The sequence below is a fragment of the Priestia sp. YIM B13491 genome (genome assembly GCF_042787605.1).
GTDB lineage: Bacteria > Bacillota > Bacilli > Bacillales > Bacillaceae_H > Priestia > Priestia megaterium_E.
This window is the reverse complement of sequence record NZ_JBHZOR010000004.1, coordinates 259,187-284,485: the sequence shown is the minus strand read 5'-3', so window position 1 is coordinate 284,485 and position 25,299 is coordinate 259,187. Positions and strand designations below refer to the sequence as shown.

Genomic DNA, 25,299 nt, shown 5'->3' with positions numbered 1-25,299 from the left:
AGCCTCCTATCAGGAGGCTCTTTTATTTCAATAGTTTTTTGATCATTTTCAAGCTTTGTTTTTCCGAAGGATAGCGGAATGACAAATCAAACTTGGTTGTTTGAGACAGCATGCTTTTAAAATGAGTGAATGTCTGAAAGCTGTCTTTTCCATGATATTGACCCGTGCCGCTTTCTCCCACTCCGCCAAACGGCAAATATGATGTAGCGATATGCATAAGCGTATCGTTTATACAGCCTCCTCCAAATGAAAGGCGCTCCGTTATGACGTTTTGCACATCTTCACTTTCTGTAAATAAGTAAAGAGCTAACGGCTTAGCTTTTTCTTGAACTTTATGAATGACTTCGTCTAGTGTTTCATATTCAATCATAGGAAGAATAGGCCCAAAGATTTCTTCTTGCATAACGTCTGATGTCCAGCTTACTTCACTTAACACCGTAGGTTCTATTGTTAGCGTGTCCTTATTGTACCCGCCTCCAACTATAGCATTTCCGTCTTTTAAAAACTCAACTAGCCGAGTAAAATGACGCTCACTGACAATACGGCCGTAGCGGTCGCTTTCAAGTGGATTACTACCGTAAAATTGAGAAATTGCTTCGCGAAGTTTCTCTACAAGCGGCGCTTTCACTTTTTTATGCACGAGCAAATAATCAGGAGCAACGCACGTCTGGCCTGCATTCATCCCTTTACCAAACATAATTCGCTTCGCTGCAAGATCTAGGTTTGCGTCTTCATGTACAATGCACGGACTTTTTCCGCCTAGCTCAAGCGTGACGGGGATAAGCTGCTTCCCTGCTTCTTGCATAATAATTTTCCCTACATTTACACTTCCCGTAAAGAAAATATAATCAAGGGGCTGTTTTAAAAGCAGGCTTGTCGTGTCTACAGCCCCTTCAACCACCGTCACAAATGCTGGGTCAAAAGCTTCAGCCAGTAATTCTTGTATAACGCGAGATACGCTAGGCGTTAGTTCAGAAGGTTTTATAATCGCCGTGTTTCCAGCGGCAATCGCTCCTACTAAAGGAGACAGTGCCAATTGAAACGGATAGTTCCACGGAGCAATAATTAACGCAACTCCATACGGTTCAGGAACAATTTTCCCTTTAGAGCCCACATGTGTTAAAGCGGTTTTTACTTTTTTAGGCTTCATCCATTTTGCTAAATGTTTAAGCGTAAACCGAATCTCCTCTAGTAAAATCCCGATTTCCGACGTGTAGGCCTCTACTTCAGATTTATTTAAATCTTGTTTTAAAGCATCCATAATTCTCTGCTCATTTTGTTTGACTATTTCTCTTAGCTTATTCAGCGCTTGAATGCGGCTGCTGATACTCTTTGTCTTTTGCGCATAGAAATACTGCTTTTGTGTAGAGACAATATGCTCAATGACCGTTTTATCTGTGATATAAAATTGCTCGTGGTTCATCTCTTTCATCTCCCTATAAACATTCGCTTTCAACTGTAGCAAGCAAGTTTTTTAATAGCTCAACTGCCTCATTTAAAGCTAATGAATAATATCTCTGCGTTCCTTTTTGCTCAATTTGCACAAGCTTTTGATCGCGTAGAATTTTTAAATGATGAGAAATTGCCGGTCGTGATAGCGTAGACTCCTTTGCAATTTCATTTACGGTTAAAGGCTCTTTTTCCGCGAGCAGCAAAATAATATCTTGTCTTGCTGAATCACTTAGCGCCTGAAAAATAGGAATGCTGGCACGAAATAACTCGACTGCTTTTTGACTCATATAGATTCTCCTTTATTTAATTTCTTGTGTTCTGCGGACAACGGATGTAAGCCACTTTCTTGGCACGAAGCGCGGGATGAACGTAGCGAGACGAAACTGCACTCCTGGTACGATAACCGTCTGCCCTTTCATAAATTTTTTATAGCCAACTTTCGTTACTGTTTCTACATCCATTGCACCGCTTTGAAAAAGCTTGGAGTTGCTTAGCTGGGCTCGGTCGCTAAAACCCGTTTTAGTTGGACCCGGGCATAGAGCGCTTACCGTTACATTGGTACCTTTTAATTCATTTTCAAGGGCCTCTGTGAAAGACAATACGTACGCTTTTGTTGCGTAATACACCGTCATAAGCGGACCCGGCATAAATGCAGCAACGGACGCAATGTTCAAAATTTTACCTTGATTTCTTCTGACCATATCCGGTAAAAATAATTTTGTTAAATGAGTTAACGCTCGAATATTTAAATCAATCATGTTTAACTCGTCGTCTAAAGCTGTTTCAATAAATTTGCCGTATAGTCCAAAACCAGCATTGTTCACTAAATAGTCAACGTGTATTTTTTTATTTTTAAGTTCTTCATATAGTGACTGTATCTCTTCTTCTCTTGATAAATCCTTAACAACCGTTATCACGTCAATATTGTAAGTAGATTTTAAATTCTCTCCAATCGCTGTTAGTTTATCAGCGCTTCTGGCAACTAAAATTACAGGATGACCATCCTTTGCGAATTGATAAGCTAACTCTTTACCTATTCCTCCCGACGCACCGGTGATGAGCGCATAATGCTGTGACATAGTGTTCACTCCTTATGTTTATATGTTCAAGAACTTAAACATTTAAACTTATCTTATAGGATTCATTTTTTCCCGTCAACTGTTTTCTATACTCTTCTTTTCTTTTATGTTTTCCATTTTTGCCATTTGCGCATTTCTGTACATTTTTTTACAAAATATGCGTTTTCTTTACATAGAAGGCTAATGTCGTCTAGTTTTGACAACCTTTGTCACCTAGCAGGAAAACAAGTGAAGATATGGTGAATACAACATACAACAAATAATCCATTACATAGTTGGATGAAAATAGATAAGGGAGGAAATGAAAAATGATGGAGACATATACAATTAAAAAAGTAAGTGATCAATTAGAGGTAGAAAAGAAAACGCTAAAACAATGGGAAAAATTATTGGGCAGCTATTTAACAATTGAACGAGTAGATGGGGCCCGTGTCTATACAGAGGAACAAATTGAATTATTTAATGATATTAAACAGCTGTTTGATGAACAATGTACGTTAGATGAAGTCAAAGAATACGTTCAGCTGCTGATAAAAGAACAAGAAGAACAGGAGCATTTAGTTATGGAATCAGAGGCAGCGGTTTCAAAAGAAGAAGAACCGGCACAGTTGAAAACTGCTAAAAAAGAAAACGTCATTGATTTTCAAGAACATTCCAATAAACAATTGAAGCAAGAAAAGAAAAAAGCTGCTGAAAAGCAGGAAAGCATTTCAGAAAATAAGCAAGAGAAGACCCCTCCTATACCTGAAGCACGATTAGCTACTGAAGAAGAAAAGCAGGCTATTTCTGCTTCTATTGAAGAGCCAAAACCAAACGACCTTGTTGTGAATGAAAAAGAACTGCTTCAAGGGGAATTAGTAGAAGCTGTTCGCCGCTATGAAGATGTGTTTGAGGTACTTGATACATTTAAAGCTGATTTGTTAAAAGAAATGCGGGAAGGTATGCGAAATGAAGTTCGCGAAGAAATTGTCGGAGAAGTAAAAAGAGAGCTTGAAAAAAGTGCTACTCAAACTGTAGAAATGGTGGAGTCGGTCGGGGCATACATCTCTGAGTCTTCAGAACGCAGCGCAAGAGATGTAGAGAATATGTCTAAGAAAATTATCCGTTCTAACGAAAAATCGTTTGATGAAGTCACTTCTTTGATTGAAGATTATTCAACAATCGCTGAAGAGAAAACCGAGGATATGCGCCTGTTCATGAAAGATGTCATGGAGAATGCGGATGAATCCTCTAAAGAAATGCAGTATTTATTAGACCGATTCTCAAGCAATTCCACCGTTGCGATGAATCAAGTAAAATTTATGGTTGAAAAATTAAACAATTCTTCAACTAATACGACAGAAGAGCTTCGTGATTTAATTGATTCAATGAATGAGGAACGAGTCTATTATTTAAAAGAAATGGAGAAAGAACGTAAGCTTCATCGTCAAAGCGTAGCTGAACGCGAAGAGATGTTTAGTGATTTTGTCCAAACCTTTAGACAAACCGCCGCTGCTGATATGAAGCGAAAAAGGAAGTGGTGGAAGCTGTTTCTCTCCTGAAAACACCGGCCCTATGGTAATAGGGCCGGTGTTTTTTAATAGTATGAACAATAGTAGTTTGTATGTAAGAAATGTTAAGGTAACGCGTGGCGATGAGACGTTATACTTTGAAAAACATGATAGCCGCTTACCGATACGCCTATAGTTCCTGCTCCTGGAAATACTGTATCTCCGCATAACCACATTCCTTCTAAGCCAGATCGATGCGAAATGCTGTTGAACAAGGCATGATCTAACGTTTGCGGAAAGCCTCCCACTCCGCCGCTTGGGCGAGAAGTGAACCTTTCCCATGCTTTAGGAGCTCCCGAAATTTGATGCTCTGCTTTTTCAATGCCAGGAATAATGGTTTTAATGCCTGCTACCATTTTTTTTTCAAGAACTTGTTTTTGAAGATCATAGGCTTCTTTGGTACTCCACTTGCTAAGATCAATGTGAGTAGACGCTGTAATTGTACGCTTGCCTTGAGGCGCTCGAAAACGATCGTCAGGATGAGAGACTGAGAGAAATAAATGATTTCCTTCCGTCATTTCCCCTTGTTCGGATTGAAGTACTTGCTGAAACAACTCTACCTTTTGCGGCAGATCTCTTTCATCAATCGCAAAATACATCGAAAACGTTCCCCACTGCGGAAGCTCGCTTTTTTCTTTTGCCCGCTTATGAATATGCTGGTAATCTTCATCATGCAGCAAAGACTTTAAGCTTTGAACCGGCGCGTTGCATACAACGTCTGATGCACGGTAATGGTTACCTCTATGATCATGCACGATCCACCCGTCATTATCACGCTCTATCTTTACTACTTTCCTTCCTAGAATCGTTTTTCCTCCGCTGGCTTTAATCGATTTTTGCAGCGCTTCTGCGACTTTGTATAAGCCGCCATTCACATAAAAAGCACCTTCGTGATAAATATCTAACGCTAAACATCCAATAAGCATTGAACAGTTCTCACTCGTTGTCTGCATGCTGTCTATTAATTGACCATCAACAAAATGAAGAAAGTCCGCTTCGTCTAGCAAGCTGTGTTTTTTTAGTAAATAACTAAACGATTGATGAAAATAAGGCAACAGCTTCACAGAACCAAAATTCAACGAACTTACCAGCCTGCTCCACTCACCGACTGTTAGAGGAGGAAGAACCGGCAGAGACTGCATAAGCTTGCGAATTTCTTTTGCAATTCTAAAAACATTTTCATAAAAGCTCCTAATATTTTTTGCTTTATGAGGAAATTGTTTTTGAAGATAGGAAATATGCTGATACCGGTCTTGATAATAAATCAGTGTACGATGAGGAAGATGAACTTTCATGATTTTCTCAAGAGAAACCTTTTCAATTTCTAGGCCAAGGTACGTGCCGATTCGCTCATGTATCCCTCCGTGCTCAAATCCCATTCCAAGCGTCGCCCCAACAGGAAACGTATACAAATGACGCTGAAATTTCCCTGCACAGCCTCCCCATTCTCGAGAAGCCTCTAAAACCGTCACTTCATAGTCATGTTTAGCTAAAAGCGCTCCCGCTGTTAAACCACCTATTCCTCCGCCTATTACGACAACTTGCTTATGCATGTTTTCACCTTCTTTAGCTCTTTCTTCTATTGTGCAAAAAAAAGAAGCTCACCGCAATTTAGAAGCGGCTCGTTACTGAAATAAAAAAGCCGTGAATGATCTCACAGCTTTTTGGCTTATTTTGTAATCACTCCACAAACAATCCGATCTCCTGAGTTTCCTGAAGGATCCGTTGTGTAATCGTCGACTTTATCATGTATCACTAATGCCGATCCATCCATATCCAAAAGAGAATTCGGCTTTCCTTCTTGCAGAGTGACAAGAGAAGCAAAAATTTCTGTATCTACTTTGCCATTTGGAGCAACTTCTAGATTGGGCAAATCACCTGCATGCGGGCCTTTTGTATTTTTAAAGCCGTGTTCACGTTTAAAAGGATTAAAATGGGCACCCGCTGTTTTAAAATCCGGCACCTCACATTTTCCTATTTCATGAATATGAAATCCATGTCTCCCCGGTGAAAGACCTTGAGCAGTTAATTTAATGTGCACGCCGTTCTTTGCTTCTGACAGGGTAGCCTCTCCTACTTTTTTACCCGATGTATTTGTTAAATCCACTTTAACAGGTTCTACCGATACTTCGCTTGTTTCTTTTGCTTCCTCTGTTTTCAGGTGGTTTTCATGAGCGTTATTTTGCTCTTTTACCATGCTGCATGCTCCTAACAATAACAGAACAAAGACTACGCATCCGTTCATTATCAACTTTTGCATCCGTGATTCCTCCTTTTTCTTATTTATCACCATCCTTTCACTATTTTCCTTTTTTTAGACATCAAAAATAAGATTGAGACATACGTTCACCTTACCAATGAAAAAATCCGAACGAGTTGGATTCTTAATGAAGAACCTCGATTCATCGTTCGGATTTTCCTTCAACTAAAATACTTTGCTTTAACGTCTTACTTCTGTTTAAAGTTGTATTCTTTTTCCGTTCCGTTTGAAAAACGAACTTCTAATTCAAACGACTGAAAATCTTTTTTTAGACCAAACGCATCGATTACTTCTTTTTTTACATCTTCATCGGGCGTGCGCTGATCAAAATTTAACTTTTTAAATTTTGAAGATAATTTATTAAAAGCTTTGTCTCCGTTCAAGTGCTCATCGTTAATATTATCATCCACTTTGGCTTCTATCTCATCATTTTCATTTTCGTAGTCGGCTTCATAATCATTGTTGAGCCCCTTATAGTCTACTTCTAAATCAAATTTTGAAAAGTTAAAAGATGTGTTTTCGCTTTGATTATCATAGCTCATCGGCGTTCCGCCATTCGTCACGCCTTGTTTATTTTGAGCTTCTTTTGCCGGCGCTGCATCATCATTGTGGCACGCTGAAAGCACGCTAATACTTATAAGGGAAAAGAATATGAAAAAGGGTCGTTTCTTCACTGTATTTCCTCCTTTGACTTCACTCTTCCTTCCCTTTATGTCCACAAATTTGATTTTTATACGCCTTCACTAGAAAACCCCGCTCTCTAAAAAGAAAGCGGGGTTTTTCGTCTTGTTTATTTTACATTCGAATAAGAAATACTGTACATGCTGTTAAAATACGTATTGTAAAGAGCTTGAACAGCACGGTCTAAAGCATCTGCTTTCACACCAAACATCATGCTCACCTCAGAAGAACCTTGGTTGATCATTTCAAGATTTACTTCAGCACGAGCAAAAGCTTCTGTAGCTTTTGCAGCAATTCCTACTGTGCTATTCATTCCTTCTCCTACTACCATAACCATAGCAAGATCACGTTCAATAAAGATTTCATCTACTTCAAGTTCTTTTTCAATTCGAGCAAATACGCGCTTTTCAACATCTGGCGTAAGCTGATGCTCGCGCATGATGACAGAGATATTATCAATTCCTGAAGGGGTATGTTCGTATGAAATACCTTCATCCTCTAAAATTTCAAGCAATCTTCTGCCAAAACCAATTTCACGGTTTAATAAGTATTTGCTCACGTGGATGTTGCAAAAACCTTTGTCTCCAGCGATTCCAACTACCGGTGTATCGCCGTGAGGACGCTCAGCTACAATGAATGTGCCCTTTGCTTCCGGATTATTTGTATTCTTTACACATACAGGAATGCCTAGTTTATAAACCGGCTCCAGCGCTTCATCATGGAAGACAGAAAAACCAGCATAGGAGAGTTCACGCATTTCTCTGTATGTTACTTCTTTCATTTCATGAGGCTTTTCCACAAGTCGTGGATCTACGCTGTAAATAGCATCTACGTCGGTAAAGTTTTCATACAAGTCAGCTTTTACTCCTGCTGCTACAATTGAGCCTGTGATATCTGACCCACCGCGCGAGAACGTAACCATGTTCCCTTCTTCAGAGTAGCCAAAGAATCCTGGAATCACCAAAATGCCCGAACGCTCTCTTAGCTGCGGTAATTTTTCATAAGACAGTGGAAGCACTCTTGCTCTTCCGGGTTCATCAGAAACAAAAATACCTGCTTCTTTTGGATTTACATAATGAGCTTCAAAACCTAAATGGTTTAAATAAGCAGCCATTACCTTTGCGTTATTATCTTCTCCACTTGCTTTTAGGCAGTCTAATAAGCGAAATGGATCGTTTTTATGTAAATCAATAAGTGATTGTAAATTCGTAATAATGTCAGTAATAATCGTTTCTGGCATAGACAAGTCCACAACGATTTCACGATAGCGATCAATTACTTGCCCAAACTCATCGACGTAATCTTCTCCAAGCTGTATTTTGGCAGAAAGTGCGATTAGCAAATCTGTCATTTTTGTATCTTCTCCGTATCGCTTACCCGGAGCTGATACAACCACCAGCTTTCTCTCTTTATCAGACGTTACAATATGCGCAACCTGTTTAAATTTCTCTGCGCTTGCAACTGAACTCCCGCCAAACTTCGCAACCTTCATGTGTGAGACACTTCCTTACTTTGTTTTTAATATTCGATTATTGTACCATATTTTATCAAGTAGAAAAGCTTATCTATCTAACTTTTCTAAAAATTAAAGGAATACTACCGTAATTGTACTCCCATAAAGAACAAATGTCTACCAGAAAAACACAAAAAGACTGATTTTACATCATGTAAAATCAGTCTTTATTTGTTATTCTGCTTTTGGCTTTTTTAATACCCCTACAAGAACCGCCGTTACAATTGCACCAATTAAAATTGCTAGTGCATATAAAAGAGGATTTCCTTGTACAATTCCGATAACGAATACACCGCCGTGTGGTGCTGGTAAACCGATGTGGAACATCATTGTTAAAGCACCTGCTACTGCAGCACCGATAACCGATGCCGGAATCACGCGGCCTGGGTCAGCTGCTGCGAATGGAATCGCACCTTCTGTAATAAATGAAAGGCCCATTACATAACACGTTTTACCTGTTTCACGCTCTTGGCGAGTAAATTTGTTTTTAAACAAAGTTGTCGCAATAGCCATACCTAATGGTGGAACCATACCGCCTGCCATAATCGCTGCGTGAGGTGCATAGTTTCCAGCATCAATCATTGCAATACCAAATGTAAAGGCTGCTTTATTAATAGGGCCACCCATGTCGATAGCCATCATACCGCCTAAGATAATACCTAATAATACTAAGTTACCTGTACCAAATCCACTTAACCAGTGCGTTAATCCTTTGTTAATTGCACTAACTGGCTCATTTACAACATAAAGCATAATCAATCCTGAGATAAAAATCCCAAATAGCGGATAAAGAAGAACTGGCTTAATTCCATCAAGCGCTTGCGGCAGGCCGCTGAATAATTTCTTTAACCCCACTACTACATAACCCGCTAAGAAACCAGCGATTAAACCACCTAAGAAACCGCCTCCGCCAGAAGCTGCTAAAAGACCTGCAACCATACCGGGAGCTAAACCAGGACGATCAGCAATACTCATTGCAATGAACCCTGCTAGTACTGGTACTAGTAAGAAGAATGCGTTATCTCCGCCAATTGTTTTTAGCGCCGCTGCAAATGCATTATACGTTGGATCTTTCGGTTCTGCTGAGTGAATGCCAAACATAAATGAAATGGCAATTAAAATCCCGCCCCCTACAACAAACGGAAGCATTGCGGATACACCGCTCATTAGATGCTTGTAAAACCCTGTACGCTCTGATCCTTTACTTTCTCCGCCTTCTTTGCTGCCACCGCCGCCGCTGTATACAGGAGCATCTCCTTTTAAAGCGCGGTTAATTAATTCTTCAGGCTTGCGAATTCCTTCAGCTACTGGAACTTGAATAACTTTTTTACCTGCAAAACGTTCCATTTCTACTTGCTTGTCCGCTGCAACGATAATAGCGGTAGCGTTTTCAATTTCTTCCTTCGTCAACGCGTTTTTAACCCCGCTGGAACCGTTTGTTTCAACTTTTAGCGTGACATTCATGTCTTTCGCTTTTGCTTTTAAGCTGTCCGCTGCCATATATGTGTGGGCAATTCCCGTTGGACAAGCCGTTACAGCAAGCACTAATTGATCTGAAGCTGTATCTACTTCCTCTTCCGGCGCTTCATTTTCAGTTTCTTTATCATCAATTGCTTTAATGACTTCATCAATTGATGATGCTGTTAGCAACGTTTTTCGGAATGATTCGTCCATTAATAACGTAGACAAACGAGATAGTGTTTCTAAGTGAGCGTTATTTGCGCCTTCACTCGCTGCAATCATGAAGAATAAGTGTGCAGGCTGTCCGTCTAATGATTCATAATCGATACCTTCTGTTGAGCGTCCAAATGCAATGGCCGGTGTTTTTACCGAGCTTGTTTTCGCATGCGGAATGGCAATGCCTTCTCCAATTCCCGTTGTACTTTGAGATTCACGATTTAAAATTGCTTCTTTATAGCCAGCTCGGTCGCTTAAGCGACCAGCTTCGTCTAATTTTCCAACTAATTCATCAATAACATCAGCTTTTGACGTGCTTTTTAAATCAAGAATGATTGTATCTTTTTTTAATAATTCAGTAATTCTCATTCTCGTTTCCCCCTACTCTACCTTTGTGATTGACACTTGTTCACGAAGCGTCTTTACATCTTCTGCTGTACATAATTCAAGTGAGAATGCTGTGGCACTTCCTGAAGCTACTCCTGTTTGAAAAGCTTCTAATAAATCCCCTTGTTTTACATAAGAAGCAATAAATCCAGCTACAAGTGAATCGCCAGCTCCAACAGAATTTTTTACCGTTCCTTTAGGGACTGTGGCACTGTAGACACCGCTTTCGTTAATAAGCAGTGCTCCATCACCTGCCATAGACACAACGACGTTTTGCGCTCCTTGTTCCACGAGCTTCTTACCGTATACTAGCGCATCTTCTGCACTGTTTACTTCTACATCAAACAATTCTGCAAGTTCATGATGATTCGGTTTGATAAAAAACGGCTTGTGGGACACGACGTCTAGCAAAGTTTTTCCACTTGCATCTACTACAACTTTTACTCCGTTCGCTGCTGCTAGTTCAGTTAACGTTTCATACACAGAACTTGGAAGCGTTTTCGGTATACTCCCCGCTAATACGAATATATCGCCTTCAGTCATTTGCTTTACTTGAGTCAATAAAGACTGAAGCGCTTCGTCTGTAATAGCAGGTCCTTGACCGTTAATTTCTGTTTCTTTTTCTGTTTTTAACTTTACGTTAATACGGGTATCTCCCTCAACTCTTGTAAAAGCTGTTTCGATATTCTCCACTTTTAAGTAGTCTTCGATATAGGTTCCTGTAAAGCCGGCTACAAAACCGAGGGCTTTATTATCAACACCTAATCGCTTTAAAACGCGAGAGACGTTAATGCCTTTTCCTCCTGGAAACTTGGCTTCATTCGTTGTACGGTTAAGCCCGCCTTCTTCGAATGCTGAAACATGTACTACGTAATCAACGGATGGGTTCAACGTACATGTATAAATCATGATTTCACAACCTTTATGTCTGTTTTGTTTGCATACTGTATAAGTACATCGCTAGGTACGTCATTTGTTATAATTTTTGCTTCATGTAAATCGGCTATTTTCGCAAAGCTTGTTTCAAAAAACTTAGTGGAATCTGATAAAATATACGATTCTCTAGACAGCTTCATTGCCGTTTGCTTGATCAATGCTTCTTCTGGGTCAGGAGTTGTATATCCATATTGATGATGAATCCCATTCGCTCCCATAAAGCACTTATCAAAACGATATTGCTCAAGACTTAAAAGAGCTCCATTGCCAATTAAAGCGCCCGTTTTATGTTTAACAGATCCCCCAATTAAATAGAGGGTGATACCTTGTTCTAGCATCGGGTTTAAATGCATTAAACCATTTGTCACGACTACTACATCTTTTTGCTTTAAAAAAGGAATCATTTCATACGTTGTAGTTCCTGCATCTAAAAAAATACAGTCACCTTCATTTATAATGGAAGCCGCATACTCTGCAATGTTTCGTTTATCTTGAACATTTTTAGCAGATTTTTCGATAACGCTCAGTTCGATTCGTTTACTGCGAATAAGCGAAGCGCCACCGTGAACACGTTTGAGCATTTGCTCTTCTTCTAGTTGACTTAAGTCTCTTCTAATGGTGGATTCCGAAGCGCCTGTAACTTCGATAAACTCTTGTACTTTTACAAGTTCTTTCTCTTTTAAAAGTTTTAAGATTAGTTGATGTCTCTCCGGCGTTAACATGTTCTAGCTCCTTTTTCAAAAAAGCGTTTTCATTTATTTCATGTACTTACTTTATCACGGTTTACATTCAAAATCAATCATAAAAAATCAAAAACATTCATTTTTTTAATTACAAAATAAAGTTTTTTGAACGAATAGTTAAATTTGCATTTGGTTTAATAATAGTTAATACAAAAGGAAATATGCTGGTAATTCAAGAATTTGTCTACTTTTCTCATTATATGTAAAGGTTTTCTTCTACTCAATTAGCTATGACTGTTTTTGACTATTTCTTGACCGATTGAATTTTTCTGACTGAATCAGCCATAGCTTGTCCTGATTTCGTAAAAGCCTACACACCAAAAAAGTTGTCCACCTTTTTGGACAACTCAAAGTGACCCATCATTTAAATAAAAATAGAAGCATATATAATATGGAAGCAAGGGCAGAAGAAATAGCTAAACTTGAGATAAAACGAACAAGTCTTTTCTTAATGAACTGCGTTAATTCGATTTCTCTTACTTGAGTTTTTTCATTTTGCATACAATGATCCCTTCTTTAATTAAAATTTCCTAGTAGCTAGAAGTTACTACTCGCAGAATATGCTTTTATGTATTGTATGCATGCGTTAAAAAAAAGATACAAAACGAACAAAAAAGCTACTCTTAGCTAGAGTAGCTTTCATCTTTCCATACATCTGCTTCAATTACTGCATCCGCTCGAATCGAATATGTATAACAAGGGCCTGTAACCATCAGCATATTCGACTGCAGCGAGACTTTATCAATCGTCACTCGTTCATACCTTTGAATATGTCCTGCTTCATAGACGTGAAGCGTTACTGGATGATGCTCCGAGTAACTGTTCATAATGACATTTTCAATATGCTCAATCTTTTCTTTTTTCAACCCTAAGGACTGCTTATGCGCCTCGGGACTGTACATTTTCTTCATTTTCTCTAAATGCTCGGGCATTACTAACTTCGCATACTGTTTTAATTCATCTTGATACACGTTCATTCTCCCCCTTGACTCTTGCTTCTATTTTACCGAACGAACATTCTCATTGCAAAACTTTTTAATCAAAATAAAAGCAAACAATTCATTTTTTCATACTCCATAAAAACTGTCAAAAGATTTTATGTTAATAGCAGAAACTGATTTTTAAAAAAATAATAATATCCCATCTTTAATTCGGTCTCTAGAGTTGGTATAATACATTGTCATGACTGTGTTTTCGGAGTTTTTGATGATTGGAGGTAACGTTCATGATTAATAAAATAAAAGAAATTATCCTCATTATTCTAGGGAGCCTCATTTTCGCACTGGCCATTAATTACTTTGCTATTCCAAATGAATTAGCAGAAGGCGGCGTAACCGGTGTAACAATGATTACCTATTATGTATTAGGCTGGTCTCCAGGTATCACAAACTTTATATTAAACGGTTTGCTGGTACTAATCGGATACAAATTGCTTCATAAACGTGTGATTGTTTACACAATTATATGTATTATTTTCACGTCTCTATTCCTACATATAACTGAAGGACTGGGAAATCCTCTTGACGATACGCTACTGGGGGCTATTTTTGCTGGTATTTTAGCTGGGGTAGGACTCGGACTTGTGTTTAGAGGCGGCGGAACTTCCGGAGGCTCTGCAGTTATTGCCCGCTTAGCTAATCAATATCTAGACTGGAATATTAGCAAAACGATGCTGGCAATTGATTTATTAGTGGTAGCAAGCGCTTATTTTGTCATCGGTGGAGAAAAGACGATGTATACGATTATTTCTCTTTACATCGGAACGAAAGTGCTTGATTATATCATTGAAGGACTCAACCCTCGCAAAGCAATCACTATTATTTCACACCGTTCAGCTGAAGTAGCCGAACAAGTCAATAAAAAGATGCAGCGTGGTGTCACTGTCTTTTCCGCTCATGGAAGCTATACAAAAGAAGCAAAAGACGTATTGTACGTAGTTGTGAACAAACAAGAACTGCTAGAATTAAAGCGTATTATTCATAAAGTCGACGAACAAGCTTTTGTGGTCGTACACGATGTGCGCGACGTCTTTGGAGTAGGTTTTACTATTCCAAAAGCCGGCTGAAAACCCGCTGTAAAAAAGCGGTTTTTTTCTATTATATATGTTTGCGCTGAAAATACAGTAAACCTGCCGTTATAAAAAGAATAAACTCTCTTGTAACGACAATAAAAAGCTCTGTAATGAAAATCTAAAAAGCTAAAAGGCGATGCCTTTTAGCTTTTTTCTTTACACGTCCATTTAATTAACAGACCGCAGTGCGTTAATCCTCCTCCAAACCCATAGAGAATAAGGAGGTCATTATCCTGTACTTTTCTTGTCATTATTCCTTCGTTTAAAGCAAGCGGGATAGAAGCTGAAGACGTATTTCCGCAGTATTGCACACTCGTTAACGTTTTATCCATTGAAACACCTGTTTTAGCACAAATAGCTTCAATCATTCGAAGGTTTGCACTGTGCGGAATAAACCAGTTTACATCAGAAAGAGAAATGGAAGTATTCTTTAATAATGCTTCTACTCCTTTTGGAATCGTTCGTACAGCAAAGCGGTATACTTCACGCCCGTTTTGAACTAAATTCCCGCTCGAGTTAATTTCTTTTCCTGAAAGAGTATTAGATAAGTTAGAACGATATAAATTTCCCCCTCCGCTTCCGTCCGTTCCGTAGTGACATCCTAAGAAACTTGGATTATGCTCATCGTACTCTACAAGCATAGCCCCCGCTCCGTCACCAAACAGCACGCATGTGGCCCGGTCCGTATAATCTGTAATTTTCGACATGACTTCAGCACCAATAACTAAAATCTTTTTATGCAATCCCGACGTCACTAAGCCGTTCGCCACATGAAGTCCATATGTAAAACCGGCGCATGCGGCACTTAGATCAAATGCAGCAGCTTGATCAATATGAAAGTAATCTTGAACCTGACATGCTACGCTAGGAAAAAAGTGATCCGGCGTTGTTGTCGAAACAATAATTGCATCTACATCTTCTATTTTTACATCATATCGGTTAAGCAAATTTTCAACGGCTTGAATGGCAAGCGTGGACGTGTATTCGCCTTCCCCTGCAATTCGTCGTTCTTTCATTCCCGTACGCTGTACAATCCATTCGTCACTTGTATCAACCATTTCTTTTAAATGGTCGTTCGTTAATTTTTGCTTTGGTGTATATATCCCCATTCCCGTAATTCTAGCTTTTGACTGTATCATTTCTCCACCTCAAATCAGTTGATACTTAATTATAACACCTACTTTTAATATCTGGTACTAATTTATTAGCAGATAAAAAGCGCAAAGGCATACCCTTTACGCTTTTTATTAAATAGAATAATCTTCTGGAATAAATACTTTTAGCTGCTTAGGCTTTACATACACCTGCTCTCCCACTTGAAGGCTGAGGACTTTATAGTGCTCTTTGGTTAATTCAGCTTCTAAAAATTCTTCTGCATCTTCTCTTTTTAATTCAATTTGCACGATAGGACCTATCACATGAATATGGCTAACGGTTGCAGAAACAGCATCTGCGCTTGTTTTTACCTTTTCAAGGTGAATATCATGAGGTCGTACATATCCAACAGCTGCTTCTTCATTTCTTCCGCGGAATTCTGGAACATCCATTTCAAAGCTTCCTTGTTTTAGTCTGCCTTTATGAATGCGGCCCTTGAATAAATTGACGTTCCCTAGAAAATCGTACACAAATGGACTGTTAGGATGATCATATACTTCCTCAGGACTTCCAATCTGCTCAATTTTTCCGTTGTTCATCACAACAATACGATCGGCCACATCTAAAGCTTCTTCTTGATCATGCGTAACGAAAATACTCGTAATATGAAAATCATTATGCAATTTACGCAGCCATCTGCGCAAATCCTTGCGAACTTTTGCATCCAAAGCGCCAAAAGGTTCATCTAATAGCAGTACTTTCGGTTCTACTGCTAACGCTCGAGCAAGCGCTACTCGTTGGCGCTGTCCGCCCGATAATTGAGAGGGATAGCGATTTGCAAGCGGCTCTAGTTTAACAAGCTGCAGCAGCTCGGTTACTTTCTTAGTAATGTCTGTTTTAGAAGGCCTTGTTTTTTTAGGTCGTACTTTTAAACCATACGCAATGTTATCAAACACAGTCATATGCCTGAACAAAGCATAGTGTTGAAAAACAAACCCTACATTCCGCTCTTTTGGATTTATGTGCGTAATTTCCTTTCCATCAAATAAAATAGCTCCTTGATCAAGATGTTCAAGACCGGCAATGATACGAAGCAAAGATGTTTTTCCAGAACCGGACGGACCGAGTAAAGCTACTAATTCACCCGTTTGAATATCAATGTTAATAGAATCCAGCGCTTTAAAATCACCAAAGTTCTTTGATACGTGCTTAATATGGATACTCATCTCATAAGCTCCTTCTTATTTAAATATGTTTGGCTTTCCACTCAATAATATTTTTTACAATTAATGTAAAAATAGCTAAAACTGACATTAAAGATGCTACCGCAAACGCTGCTGCAAATTGATATTCATTGTAGAGAATTTCAATATGAAGAGGCATCGTATTTGTCATTCCTCGAATGTGCCCAGACACAACGGATACAGCTCCAAACTCTCCAATTGCGCGCGCATTACATAAGATAATGCCATATAATAAGCCCCATTTAATATTAGGTAACGTCACTAGAAAAAAAGTTTTGAAACCGCTGGCTCCTAACGTTAACGACGCTTCTTCTTCGGCTGACCCTTGAGCTTGCATAAGAGGAATCAATTCTTTAGCAACAAACGGCAGCGTTACAAAAAGCGTAGCTAAAATAATACCGGGAATAGCAAATACAATTTTGATGTCGTGATTAAACAACCATTCTCCGAATAACCCTTGTGCACCAAATAATAAAATAAAAATCAATCCAGCAATAACAGGCGAAACAGCAAACGGCAAATCAATAAGCGTAATTAAAATATTCTTTCCTTTAAAATCAAACTTTGTAATTAACCATGCAGCTACCACGCCGAAAATGGCATTTAAAGGAACGGTAATAAGCACCACAATTAGCGTTAGTTTAATAGCAGCCAAAGCATCCGGATTCGTAATCGCAGCAAGATACGTTTCCCACCCTTTTTGAAAAGCTGTCATAAAAATGGTGATGAGCGGGAGCACTAAGAATAGAGCTAAAAAAGCCAGTGCAATAAATGTAAGCAGCCACTGGACGACTTTGGGCTCTTTTAAACTAGAATGATTAAGTTTAACAGTCGTTTTTGCATGCTGCATTGGAACATGTCCTGCCAATGTCATCCCTCCTTAACTATGTACAAATTTACGATTTGTCCACCATTGAATAATATTAATAAGTAATAACAGAAAAAATGATACAACGAGCATGACTGATGCAATAGCAGTAGCGCCCGCATAATCGTACTGCTCGAGTTTTGTCATAATAATAAGCGGCGTAATTTCAGTTTTCATCGGCATATTTCCAGCAATAAAAACAACTGACCCGTATTCTCCAAGCGCTCTTGCGAATGAAAGAGAAAAACCTGTTAAAATAGCAGGCACCAGCTCTGGAAAAATAACTTTTCTGAACGTTTGCATTCGGCTGGCTCCTAAACTAGCCGATGCTTCTTCGATCTCCGCATTAAAGTTTTGCAATACTGGCTGCACCATTCGGACAACAAACGGCAGACCAATAAACGTCAGAGCGATAATAATTCCGATAGGCGTAAATGCGATTTTAAACGTAAATAATTGACCAATCCATCCTTTCGGAACGTAAAGAGTGGTCAAGGCAATGCCGGCAACAGCCGTTGGTAAAGCAAACGGCAAATCTACAAGTCCATCAATAAACCTCTTTCCAGGAAAATGATATCTCACTAATACCCATGCAATAATAGTTCCAAAAATAACATTAATAATCCCTGCTGCAAATGCTGCTCCAAAACTTAATTTATATGATGCTACTACTCTAGAGTCTGTAACAGTTTTAATAAAGTCGCTCCATCCCATAGATGCCGTATTTAAAAAAATCATAGCTAACGGAAAAAGCACAAGGATACTTGCATAAAACATCGTAAAACCTAAAGAAAGCCCAAATCCAGGTAAGATGCTTTTCTTTTTCTTCTGTCGTTGTAACACGCTCACGTCTTACACCTCTCTCTGCTTTCAAGATACATATACACAGAAGATACGAATTACCATTCGTATCTTCCTCATTTACTTTTTTAATGCATCATATTACTTTGGCTGATAAATCTGATCGAATGTTCCTCCATCGTTAAAATGAGTTTCTTGAGCTTTTTTCCAGCCGCCAAAATCTTTAATGGTGACTAGGTTAAGAGAAGGAAATTGATCTTTGTGTTTCTCTAATATTTTTTCATTTCGAGGACGATAGTAGTTTTCCGCTGCGATTTCCTGACCTTTTTCTGTATATAGATATTTCAAGTATGCTTTTGCTACCTTTGTTGTGCCTTTCTTTTCAGCTACTTTATCTACTACAGCAACAGGCGGTTCTGCTAAAATACTCAATGACGGTGTTACAATTTCAAATTTATCTTTTCCTAGCTCATTTAACGATAAGTAAGCTTCATTTTCCCATGCAATTAACACGTCTCCAATGCCCCGTTCTACAAATGTAGTTGTCGCTCCGCGTGCGCCTGAGTCTAACACTTCGACATTTCCATAAAGTTTACTCATGAAGTCTTCAATCCTTTTGTTATCTCCGTTATATTTATTCTTCGCGTATGCCCAAGCCGCTAAATAATTCCAGCGTGCGCCTCCAGACGTTTTTGGATTTGGTGTAATAACGGATGTACCTTTTTTCGTTAAATCATCCCAATCTTTAATTCCCTTTGGATTTCCTTTACGAACTAAAAAAACAATTGTTGATGTGTATGGTGTAGAATTATGAGCCAATTCTTTTTCCCAGTCTTTGTTTAATAATTGGCGAGTTTGAGCGATTTCATCAATATCGTATGCAAGCGCCAGCGTTACGACATCCGCTTCTAAACCGTCAATTACTGCTCTACCTTGCTTACCAGAGCCACCGTGTGATTGCTTGATAGTAACGTCTTGCCCTGTTTTATCTTTCCAATAAGATGCAAAACTCTTATTGAACTCCTGATAAAGTTCACGTGTAGGATCATATGAAACGTTTAAAAGCTCTACTGGTTTTTTTGAATCGTTTTTACTCGCAGAACTATCTTTCCCTGCTGTTTCAGTAGATTTCCCATTGCCGCAACCTGCTAGTACGACGAGCAGTGCTGTTAGCACCATTAAAAACTGAACTGCTTTTTTCTTCATGTTTTACTCCCCTTTTTATAAAAAATACAAAAAGGCCGCTATCTCTTTGAAAAGAGAAGCAGCCTTCAGTTAGTCTGATCAGCGTATATGCTCTTAAATTATTCTTATTAAATTTATTCGTAAGAATAAAAAGAAGATACTTTCTGAAAAGACAATTTATTCTTGTTTTTATAATAAACACACTTTACCTATTAGTCAACTAGGTTTTTAATCTTTTTTACACTTATTTTAGTTCTTTTTACGTGTTTTCCTTACTTACTGCGTGTCTGATACTCTTTTTCTAAGTCAGAGAGCGTGAGTTCAAAAAGATGATGGTTTTCTTTTTTGTAAACCCCTTTTTTTAATAACTCTTCAATGAGGTATTGTTTTCTTTGCCGCACCGCTGCTCGTAATAAATTTTCCATCTTTATTCCTCCTATTCTATTCATCTAAAAATAAAAAAGGCTTCTAACATAGGTTAGAAGCCTTCGGTAACCCGATCAGCACAAGGATGAAACTGTCAGATCTTTATCATTTTAAAAAGTATAAAGCTGCTGCTTCAGCAGCTTTACACTTCTCATCGTTATACTTAGACAACCTATAACACAATTTTAATTCGAAAAATTCTAAATATTCCATCAATAAAAAGTCAATTATTCTTTGGATATGCATATTTTCTATACTTGATACAGTACTCCCACTTTGCTGCCAAAGACTTCAATAGCTAGGCCGTCTCTTCCATGTTTGTGGAGAAAGTATTTAACTAGACTTATTTGTGGCTTGCTACTTTGCTTTTAGCTAAAAAGCGGTTTTTTTCCGTACTGTCCACTTGAGTAATTTGTCCGTCGTGAAGAGTAATTAGTACAGATCCATAGTTGATTTCAGTTAGTAATTTAACAATATAATCTAATTTTTCTTGTGTAATTGAAGCCATTTTATCATTCTCCTATTCATAGATAAATTTATATTTTAGTTGCAGTTGAATAAACAAAGCGAACAACATCTATAAGTACTTGTATAATGTGCAGAAGATAAATACATGGTAATCCTCCCCATATGTTCAGTTGAAGATTGAGATTTTAATGACCACAACCAATGTACAGAAAAGGCCCACACTAGTAGCGAACAAGTATGAGCCTTCGGTTGACCGATCAGCTTCTTTAGCATCCCAATTTTTTCAAAAGATTTATACTATCTATATTATTTACACTTTACCTATATGTCAAGTAGGGATTAAAAAAATAAATAGATATTATTAAATTTTTTTATATCTTTGACCTAATAAAAAAGACTCATCTGCATGAACTTACACAGACGAGTCTTTTTTAGTCCTATTTTTTTGGATAGACAGGGTTACCGTAAAGATGCTTCCTTGTTCTTTTTTGCTTTCAACACGTATTGCGCCCTCATGCAGCCGAACAATTTTTTTTGTAATGGCTAGACCGAGGCCGCTTCCTTTTAACGTTCTCGATTTATCTACTTTATAAAAGCTTTCAAAAATATATTTTTGATCTTCTTCGGCAATACCAATTCCATTATCCTTTATTTTCACGTCTATTTCTTCGTTTTTTAGAGAAATGGATATTTTCACAAATCCATGTTCAGGCGTATATTTAATAGCATTTGTTACTAAGTTTAGCCACACTTGCTCTAACAAATCTTTGTCTGCTTCCATTTGAACATTGGATAAATCAAGATCAATTTCTATGTTCTTTTTTGTCCACTGAGGTTCTAAAGCCATGACCACATGCCTGATTTGTTCATCCAGGCGGTATGGCTGCAGCATTAGCGTTTGATGTTCAGAGTCTAGAGAAGCAAGCTTTAGCAAATTGGAACTAAGCTGAGAAAGTCTTGTACTTTCTTTTTCAATAATCGTTAAATATTGTATCTTTTTATCTTCACTGACGATATCATCTTTAAGTGCCGCTGAAAAACCGCGAATAGAGGTCAGCGGTGATTGAATCTCATGCGAAACGCTAGCAATGAACTCTTGCCTCATCGTTTCTATTTTGTTTAATTCTTTAGTCATTTGATTGAAATTTTTAGTTAACAGACCGATTTCATCATTCGCTGCGTGCTCGACTTGCACATTGTATTCGCCTTGTCCGACCACTTTCATCGCTGTACTGAGACGCTTAATCGGTTTAATAATAATCATTGAAACATATGCAAATAATACAATACCCACTAATAAAATCGTAATAAGCTGGATATTTTGAACATCTTGAATAACTGAAAATTGCCGCTGTGGATGAGACTGAATAAATAGAGCATACGACCGTCCATTTTCTTTAAAAGGAAGACCCACTACGTTTGGCTGTGGACGATCATCTTTTTCCTCGTTTAAATTAGAATAACGCTTCCCGTCTAATACTTGATCTACTTCTTTCGGTGTAATTGGAATAGGCGGTCCTGGCTGTCCTAATACTTTTTCTTCATGCTGATCATCAATAATAATAAACGAAAAATGAATGAATGATGAATTAGATAAAAACCTTGCAGCTTTGTCGGAGTCTTCTGCTCCGTACAAATCAATAAAATCTTCTCCCATCTTCACCATATCCTGACCTAATCGCATTTCGAGCTTCTGCTTGCTAAGAAATGTCGTAACGACAACGGTAATCACAACGCTCAATAAAATTGTAATGATGAACGACAGAACCAGCTTTACATAAATTGATTTCACGTTAACACCCTTCTGCTCTATAACCTAATCCGCGAATTGTTTTGATTTCCATACCGACGTTTTTCATATGATTAAGCCTCTCTCGCAGACGTTTTATGTGAACGTCTACCGTGCGCTCATCGCCTTCATAATCATATCCCCAAATTAATTGAATAAGCTGATCACGAGTAAAAATCTTTCCTGGAGAACTAACGAGCGTGAACAGTAATTCAAACTCTTTTAACGGCAGCTGTTCGCTTGTTTCTCCTGCACTCATCTCTAATTTGGTACGGTCTAGTTTTATATTCCCCATATAGATTACATTGTTAGCTTCTACTCGGTACCTGCGTAAAAGAGCCTTTACACGAGCAACCATTTCCTGAGGATCAAAAGGCTTCACGACATAGTCGTCTGTTCCGATATCAAATCCTTTTAGCTTATCATGCGATTCGCCTCTAGCTGTTACCATTAAAACCGGTATATCAAAATACTCCTTAATTTCCTTTGTTAGTTCCCATCCGTCTTTAAATGGCATCATGATATCAACGACTGCTAGATCAATTCGAAACTCTTCCATTTTCGTCCATGCTTCTTCACCATCTGCTGCTTTTATAATTTTAAATCCTTGATTTTCTAAATATAATGATATCAGCTCTCGAATATGTTGATCATCATCTGCAACTAATATTTGAATCATACATGTCTCTCCCTATTCCTAAGTTTGTCCAGCTTTTACGCACAGTAAGCTCTCTGTTTATACCAAACAGAGAGCCGCATAAGATCATACAATGATTTTACACTTCAAATATGAACTGAATATGAACAAACTGATTAACGCTTAGTAACTGAAGTTGTTTGCTCGTTCTTTTTCTACAATCCCCTCCAAATACGATAAAAACGTGTGACGTAAATCTCTGCGCTTTAACGCAACTTCTACCATCGCTTTCATATAGCCTGCCTTATCTCCAATATCAAAGCGCTGCCCTTCCAGTTCAAGAGCAAACAATCGCTCTTTTTCACATACCACACGCAGTGCATCTGTTAATTGTAATTCATTTCCTACCCCTCTTTCAATCGTTTTTAGATAAGAAAAAATAGAAGGATTTAAAATGTAGCGGCCCATAACGGCAATAGTTGACGGAGCTTGTTCTATCGATGGTTTTTCAATCAAGTCATTCACTTCATGAAGGCTGCCAAATTTATTTTTCGGCTGAATGATTCCGTATTTTGATACCTCTTCAACATCCACTTTTTGAACTCCGATAACTGATTGATTAGTCGTTTCATACGCTTGGATCATCTGTTTGAGCGCAGGTTCTTCAGAAGTCATAATATCGTCTCCAAGAAGAACAGCAAACGGCTCATCTCCAATAAACTGTTCGGCACAAAGAATAGCATGACCGAGTCCTAACGGCTCTTTTTGACGAATATAGTGAATGCTGGCCATTGATGAGATTGTTTGTACTTCTTTTAACATGTCAAACTTGTGTTTTTCTTCAAGCATTTGCTCTAACTCAATTGATTTATCAAAATGGTCTTCAATTGATTTTTTGTTTCGTCCTGTAATAAAAATAATACTTTCAATGCCTGACTTCACAGCTTCTTCTACAATATATTGTACAGCAGGCTTATCGACAATTGGCAGCATTTCTTTCGGCTGCGCTTTTGTCGCTGGCAAAAATCGAGTTCCTAAACCGCCTACTGGAATAACTGCTTTTTTTATCGTCATATATGAATCCCTCTTTCTTTTTTAGTAGTAAATACAAATAATTTAGTACCAATAAAGTTGATACCGACACTTGCGATTGTAATTAAAAGTTTACTGATTAGCAGCGATATACCCCATTTATTATATAGAACAGTCAACAGAAATGATGTTAGGGATAAAGTGATCAAATTTACGATCACGAATGAAATCACCTCACGCTTACTGCTTTTTTCTTTTCTCTCAAACGTCCATTTGCGATTCATGACATAACTGTTTAAGATGCCCGCACTGTATGAAATCCACTGTGCTAGTATGTAGTTAACACCGATTGTTGTTAAAAGTGCGTATACTACAAAATCAATCAGTGTATTTACAACTCCTACTAACGCAAATTTAATAAAAGATATCCATTTGTTAGTCACGAAGTGATACTTCCTTGCGTGTTTCAAGCTGATACTTTTCACGGACGATATAGAGTGGACGATTTTTTGTTTCATCGTAGATGCGGCCAATATATTCTCCAATCATACCAAGAATAATTAAAATGATGCCGCTAAAGAATAGCTGAATGACAATTAATGACGACCACCCGGTGATGGTGCTGTCTGTAAATAACTTCAAATACAGCACTACTAAAAGATAAATAAAGCCGATACCAGATAGAGTTACACCAGCATAGCTAGCTAGCTTTAATGGCTTATATGAAAAAGATGTAATACCATCCATTGAAAGCTTCAGCATCTTTTTCAAAGGGTATTTCGACTCCCCGGCCAAACGCTCGTCTCGCTCATATTCTACTGCTGTTTGCTTAAAGCCAACCCAGCTTACTAATCCGCGAACAAAGCGATTTTTTTCTTGAATGCTATTCATTTGATTGCACACTTTGCGATCTAGCAAACGGAAATCCCCTGTATCAAGTGGAATATCAATATCGGTCATCGCACGTAAGAAGCGATAAAACATAGCAGCCGTTTGTTTTTTAAAGTATGTTTCTCCTTTTCGCTTTGTACGCTTAGCGTATACAACGTCAAACCCTTGCTTCCATTTTTCAATCATCTCTAAAATCAATTCGGGCGGATCTTGCAAATCAGCATCAATCACAACGACCGCCTCTCCTCTTGCATAATCCATACCCGCTGTAATAGCAATTTGATGACCAAAGTTACGGGCAAAATCTAATAAAACAACCGCTGGGTCTTGCTCACTGTACTCTTTAATGATTTCTGCTGTTCGATCTCTACTGCCGTCGTTCACGAAAAGAAGCTCGTAAGCTTCTTTCGTTGAACGCATCACTTCTGTGAGACGGCGGTAGGTTTCATGAATCACTTCTTGTTCGTTGTAGACAGGAATAACAATAGAATATTTAACAATGGAACTCATGTTC

At 38.3% G+C, this 25,299-nt stretch carries 25 protein-coding genes; 2 read left to right on the top strand and 23 right to left on the bottom strand.

Translation table 11 applies throughout. The annotated features are described in order from the left end of the window. Nucleotides 1-22: 22 nt before the first annotated feature. From ACFX4E_RS16405 to ACFX4E_RS16395, 3 genes are read right to left on the bottom strand one after another with little or no spacing between them, the layout of a single operon-like run. The gene (locus tag ACFX4E_RS16405) at nt 23-1,423 is read right to left on the bottom strand and encodes an aldehyde dehydrogenase (RefSeq protein WP_377237997.1); all 1,401 of its coding nucleotides are present in this window, start codon (nt 1,421-1,423) and stop codon (nt 23-25) included. Between the two features lie 13 nt (nt 1,424-1,436). Then, nucleotides 1,437-1,739: an ArsR/SmtB family transcription factor gene (locus ACFX4E_RS16400; RefSeq protein ID WP_028408698.1), complete on the bottom strand. Its 303-nt coding sequence runs from the start codon at nt 1,737-1,739 to the stop codon at nt 1,437-1,439. Between the two features lie 12 nt (nt 1,740-1,751). Then, nucleotides 1,752-2,531 carry an SDR family NAD(P)-dependent oxidoreductase gene (locus tag ACFX4E_RS16395; RefSeq protein WP_028408699.1) on the bottom strand — a complete coding sequence of 260 codons (780 nt, stop codon included), beginning with the start codon at nt 2,529-2,531 and terminating at the stop codon, nt 1,752-1,754. Nucleotides 2,532-2,839: 308 nt separating this feature from the next. On the opposite strand from ACFX4E_RS16395, the gene ACFX4E_RS16390 reads away from it, so the two are divergent. After that, nucleotides 2,840-4,072 (top strand): helix-turn-helix domain-containing protein, encoded by a 1,233-nt coding sequence (locus ACFX4E_RS16390; RefSeq protein WP_098333267.1) that lies wholly within the window; start codon nt 2,840-2,842, stop codon nt 4,070-4,072. 74 nt (nt 4,073-4,146) lie between these two features. Here the strand turns inward: ACFX4E_RS16390 and ACFX4E_RS16385 are convergent, their stop codons facing one another. The 8 genes from ACFX4E_RS16385 to ACFX4E_RS16350 form a co-directional block, all read right to left on the bottom strand. Continuing rightward, on the bottom strand, nt 4,147-5,634 hold the full coding sequence (locus ACFX4E_RS16385) for an FAD-dependent oxidoreductase (RefSeq protein WP_217598797.1): 1,488 nt from the start codon (nt 5,632-5,634) through the stop codon (nt 4,147-4,149). Between the two features lie 116 nt (nt 5,635-5,750). Continuing rightward, a complete protein-coding gene (locus ACFX4E_RS16380; protein WP_025752148.1) occupies nt 5,751-6,341 on the bottom strand; it encodes a superoxide dismutase family protein in 591 nt (196 codons plus the stop codon). Nucleotides 6,342-6,529: 188 nt separating this feature from the next. After that, complete coding sequence (locus tag ACFX4E_RS16375) at nt 6,530-7,015, bottom strand: YusW family protein (RefSeq protein WP_016763933.1); 486 nt, start codon at nt 7,013-7,015, stop codon at nt 6,530-6,532. Between the two features lie 116 nt (nt 7,016-7,131). Continuing rightward, nucleotides 7,132-8,514 (bottom strand): aspartate kinase, encoded by a 1,383-nt coding sequence (locus ACFX4E_RS16370; protein ID WP_013082960.1) that lies wholly within the window; start codon nt 8,512-8,514, stop codon nt 7,132-7,134. Nucleotides 8,515-8,709: 195 nt separating this feature from the next. Next, nucleotides 8,710-10,581, bottom strand: coding sequence for a PTS fructose transporter subunit IIABC (locus tag ACFX4E_RS16365; RefSeq protein WP_013056836.1), 1,872 nt, complete (start codon nt 10,579-10,581; stop codon nt 8,710-8,712). Between the two features lie 12 nt (nt 10,582-10,593). Beyond that, nucleotides 10,594-11,508 carry a 1-phosphofructokinase gene (pfkB, locus tag ACFX4E_RS16360; RefSeq protein ID WP_098525125.1) on the bottom strand — a complete coding sequence of 305 codons (915 nt, stop codon included), beginning with the start codon at nt 11,506-11,508 and terminating at the stop codon, nt 10,594-10,596. Continuing rightward, nucleotides 11,505-12,257, bottom strand: a complete 753-nt coding sequence (locus ACFX4E_RS16355) for a DeoR/GlpR family DNA-binding transcription regulator (RefSeq protein WP_013056834.1) — start codon at nt 12,255-12,257, stop codon at nt 11,505-11,507. Before ACFX4E_RS16355 ends, pfkB begins: the two co-directional genes overlap by 4 nt. A 644-nt stretch (nt 12,258-12,901) precedes the next feature. After that, nucleotides 12,902-13,255: a YolD-like family protein gene (locus ACFX4E_RS16350; protein WP_028408701.1), complete on the bottom strand. Its 354-nt coding sequence runs from the start codon at nt 13,253-13,255 to the stop codon at nt 12,902-12,904. Nucleotides 13,256-13,503: 248 nt separating this feature from the next. Between ACFX4E_RS16350 and ACFX4E_RS16345 the strand changes: the two genes are divergently transcribed. Beyond that, on the top strand, nt 13,504-14,343 hold the full coding sequence (locus tag ACFX4E_RS16345; protein ID WP_028408702.1) for a YitT family protein: 840 nt from the start codon (nt 13,504-13,506) through the stop codon (nt 14,341-14,343). A 149-nt stretch (nt 14,344-14,492) separates the two neighbouring features. Here the strand turns inward: ACFX4E_RS16345 and ACFX4E_RS16340 are convergent, their stop codons facing one another. The 12 genes from ACFX4E_RS16340 to ACFX4E_RS16285 form a co-directional block, all read right to left on the bottom strand. Next, complete coding sequence (locus ACFX4E_RS16340) at nt 14,493-15,488, bottom strand: ketoacyl-ACP synthase III (protein ID WP_272767332.1); 996 nt, start codon at nt 15,486-15,488, stop codon at nt 14,493-14,495. 108 nt (nt 15,489-15,596) lie between these two features. Beyond that, entirely contained in the window at nt 15,597-16,670 is a 1,074-nt protein-coding gene (locus ACFX4E_RS16335; protein ID WP_377237999.1) for a sulfate/molybdate ABC transporter ATP-binding protein, read from the bottom strand. Nucleotides 16,671-16,689: 19 nt separating this feature from the next. After that, entirely contained in the window at nt 16,690-17,556 is an 867-nt protein-coding gene (cysW, locus tag ACFX4E_RS16330; protein WP_028408705.1) for a sulfate ABC transporter permease subunit CysW, read from the bottom strand. Nucleotides 17,557-17,568: 12 nt separating this feature from the next. Next, complete coding sequence (cysT, locus tag ACFX4E_RS16325; protein WP_013082952.1) at nt 17,569-18,405, bottom strand: sulfate ABC transporter permease subunit CysT; 837 nt, start codon at nt 18,403-18,405, stop codon at nt 17,569-17,571. Nucleotides 18,406-18,498: 93 nt separating this feature from the next. After that, complete coding sequence (locus tag ACFX4E_RS16320) at nt 18,499-19,563, bottom strand: sulfate ABC transporter substrate-binding protein (RefSeq protein ID WP_377238000.1); 1,065 nt, start codon at nt 19,561-19,563, stop codon at nt 18,499-18,501. Between the two features lie 251 nt (nt 19,564-19,814). Then, nucleotides 19,815-19,967, bottom strand: coding sequence for a Fur-regulated basic protein FbpA (locus tag ACFX4E_RS16315; protein WP_034275894.1), 153 nt, complete (start codon nt 19,965-19,967; stop codon nt 19,815-19,817). A 344-nt stretch (nt 19,968-20,311) separates the two neighbouring features. Then, nucleotides 20,312-20,476, bottom strand: a complete 165-nt coding sequence (locus ACFX4E_RS16310; protein ID WP_013056824.1) for a YezD family protein — start codon at nt 20,474-20,476, stop codon at nt 20,312-20,314. A gap of 372 nt (nt 20,477-20,848) precedes the next feature. After that, nucleotides 20,849-22,228, bottom strand: coding sequence for a sensor histidine kinase (locus ACFX4E_RS16305; protein WP_098791404.1), 1,380 nt, complete (start codon nt 22,226-22,228; stop codon nt 20,849-20,851). 1 nt (nt 22,229) lies between these two features. After that, entirely contained in the window at nt 22,230-22,904 is a 675-nt protein-coding gene (locus tag ACFX4E_RS16300; protein ID WP_028408707.1) for a response regulator transcription factor, read from the bottom strand. 141 nt (nt 22,905-23,045) lie between these two features. Further along, nucleotides 23,046-23,936, bottom strand: coding sequence for a UTP--glucose-1-phosphate uridylyltransferase GalU (galU, locus tag ACFX4E_RS16295; RefSeq protein ID WP_377258631.1), 891 nt, complete (start codon nt 23,934-23,936; stop codon nt 23,046-23,048). After that, nucleotides 23,933-24,337 (bottom strand): GtrA family protein, encoded by a 405-nt coding sequence (locus ACFX4E_RS16290; RefSeq protein WP_043982148.1) that lies wholly within the window; start codon nt 24,335-24,337, stop codon nt 23,933-23,935. The genes galU and ACFX4E_RS16290 overlap by 4 nt, the downstream gene beginning before the upstream one ends. Next, the gene (locus ACFX4E_RS16285) at nt 24,330-25,295 is read right to left on the bottom strand and encodes a glycosyltransferase family 2 protein (protein WP_028408710.1); all 966 of its coding nucleotides are present in this window, start codon (nt 25,293-25,295) and stop codon (nt 24,330-24,332) included. Before ACFX4E_RS16285 ends, ACFX4E_RS16290 begins: the two co-directional genes overlap by 8 nt. Nucleotides 25,296-25,299: the final 4 nt, after the last annotated feature.

What these genes read in the sequence shown, in the direction of transcription:
- ACFX4E_RS16395 (WP_028408699.1), bottom strand. Translation starts at nt 2,531, where the DNA reads ATGTCACAGCATTATGCGCTCATCACCGGTGCGTCGGGAGGAATAGGT.
- pfkB (WP_098525125.1), bottom strand. Translation starts at nt 11,508, where the DNA reads ATGATTTATACATGTACGTTGAACCCATCCGTTGATTACGTAGTACAT.
- ACFX4E_RS16335 (WP_377237999.1), bottom strand. Translation starts at nt 16,670, where the DNA reads ATGAGTATCCATATTAAGCACGTATCAAAGAACTTTGGTGATTTTAAA.
- ACFX4E_RS16340 (WP_272767332.1), bottom strand. Translation starts at nt 15,488, where the DNA reads ATGATACAGTCAAAAGCTAGAATTACGGGAATGGGGATATATACACCA.
- ACFX4E_RS16370 (WP_013082960.1), bottom strand. Translation starts at nt 8,514, where the DNA reads ATGAAGGTTGCGAAGTTTGGCGGGAGTTCAGTTGCAAGCGCAGAGAAA.
- ACFX4E_RS16320 (WP_377238000.1), bottom strand. Translation starts at nt 19,563, where the DNA reads ATGAAGAAAAAAGCAGTTCAGTTTTTAATGGTGCTAACAGCACTGCTC.
- ACFX4E_RS16405 (WP_377237997.1), bottom strand. Translation starts at nt 1,423, where the DNA reads ATGAACCACGAGCAATTTTATATCACAGATAAAACGGTCATTGAGCAT.
- ACFX4E_RS16390 (WP_098333267.1), top strand. Translation starts at nt 2,840, where the DNA reads ATGATGGAGACATATACAATTAAAAAAGTAAGTGATCAATTAGAGGTA.
- ACFX4E_RS16355 (WP_013056834.1), bottom strand. Translation starts at nt 12,257, where the DNA reads ATGTTAACGCCGGAGAGACATCAACTAATCTTAAAACTTTTAAAAGAG.
- ACFX4E_RS16365 (WP_013056836.1), bottom strand. Translation starts at nt 10,581, where the DNA reads ATGAGAATTACTGAATTATTAAAAAAAGATACAATCATTCTTGATTTA.
- ACFX4E_RS16300 (WP_028408707.1), bottom strand. Translation starts at nt 22,904, where the DNA reads ATGATTCAAATATTAGTTGCAGATGATGATCAACATATTCGAGAGCTG.
- ACFX4E_RS16285 (WP_028408710.1), bottom strand. Translation starts at nt 25,295, where the DNA reads ATGAGTTCCATTGTTAAATATTCTATTGTTATTCCTGTCTACAACGAA.
- ACFX4E_RS16310 (WP_013056824.1), bottom strand. Translation starts at nt 20,476, where the DNA reads ATGGCTTCAATTACACAAGAAAAATTAGATTATATTGTTAAATTACTA.
- galU (WP_377258631.1), bottom strand. Translation starts at nt 23,936, where the DNA reads ATGACGATAAAAAAAGCAGTTATTCCAGTAGGCGGTTTAGGAACTCGA.
- ACFX4E_RS16400 (WP_028408698.1), bottom strand. Translation starts at nt 1,739, where the DNA reads ATGAGTCAAAAAGCAGTCGAGTTATTTCGTGCCAGCATTCCTATTTTT.
- ACFX4E_RS16345 (WP_028408702.1), top strand. Translation starts at nt 13,504, where the DNA reads ATGATTAATAAAATAAAAGAAATTATCCTCATTATTCTAGGGAGCCTC.
- ACFX4E_RS16315 (WP_034275894.1), bottom strand. Translation starts at nt 19,967, where the DNA reads ATGGAAAATTTATTACGAGCAGCGGTGCGGCAAAGAAAACAATACCTC.
- ACFX4E_RS16385 (WP_217598797.1), bottom strand. Translation starts at nt 5,634, where the DNA reads ATGCATAAGCAAGTTGTCGTAATAGGCGGAGGAATAGGTGGTTTAACA.
- ACFX4E_RS16350 (WP_028408701.1), bottom strand. Translation starts at nt 13,255, where the DNA reads ATGAACGTGTATCAAGATGAATTAAAACAGTATGCGAAGTTAGTAATG.
- ACFX4E_RS16380 (WP_025752148.1), bottom strand. Translation starts at nt 6,341, where the DNA reads ATGCAAAAGTTGATAATGAACGGATGCGTAGTCTTTGTTCTGTTATTG.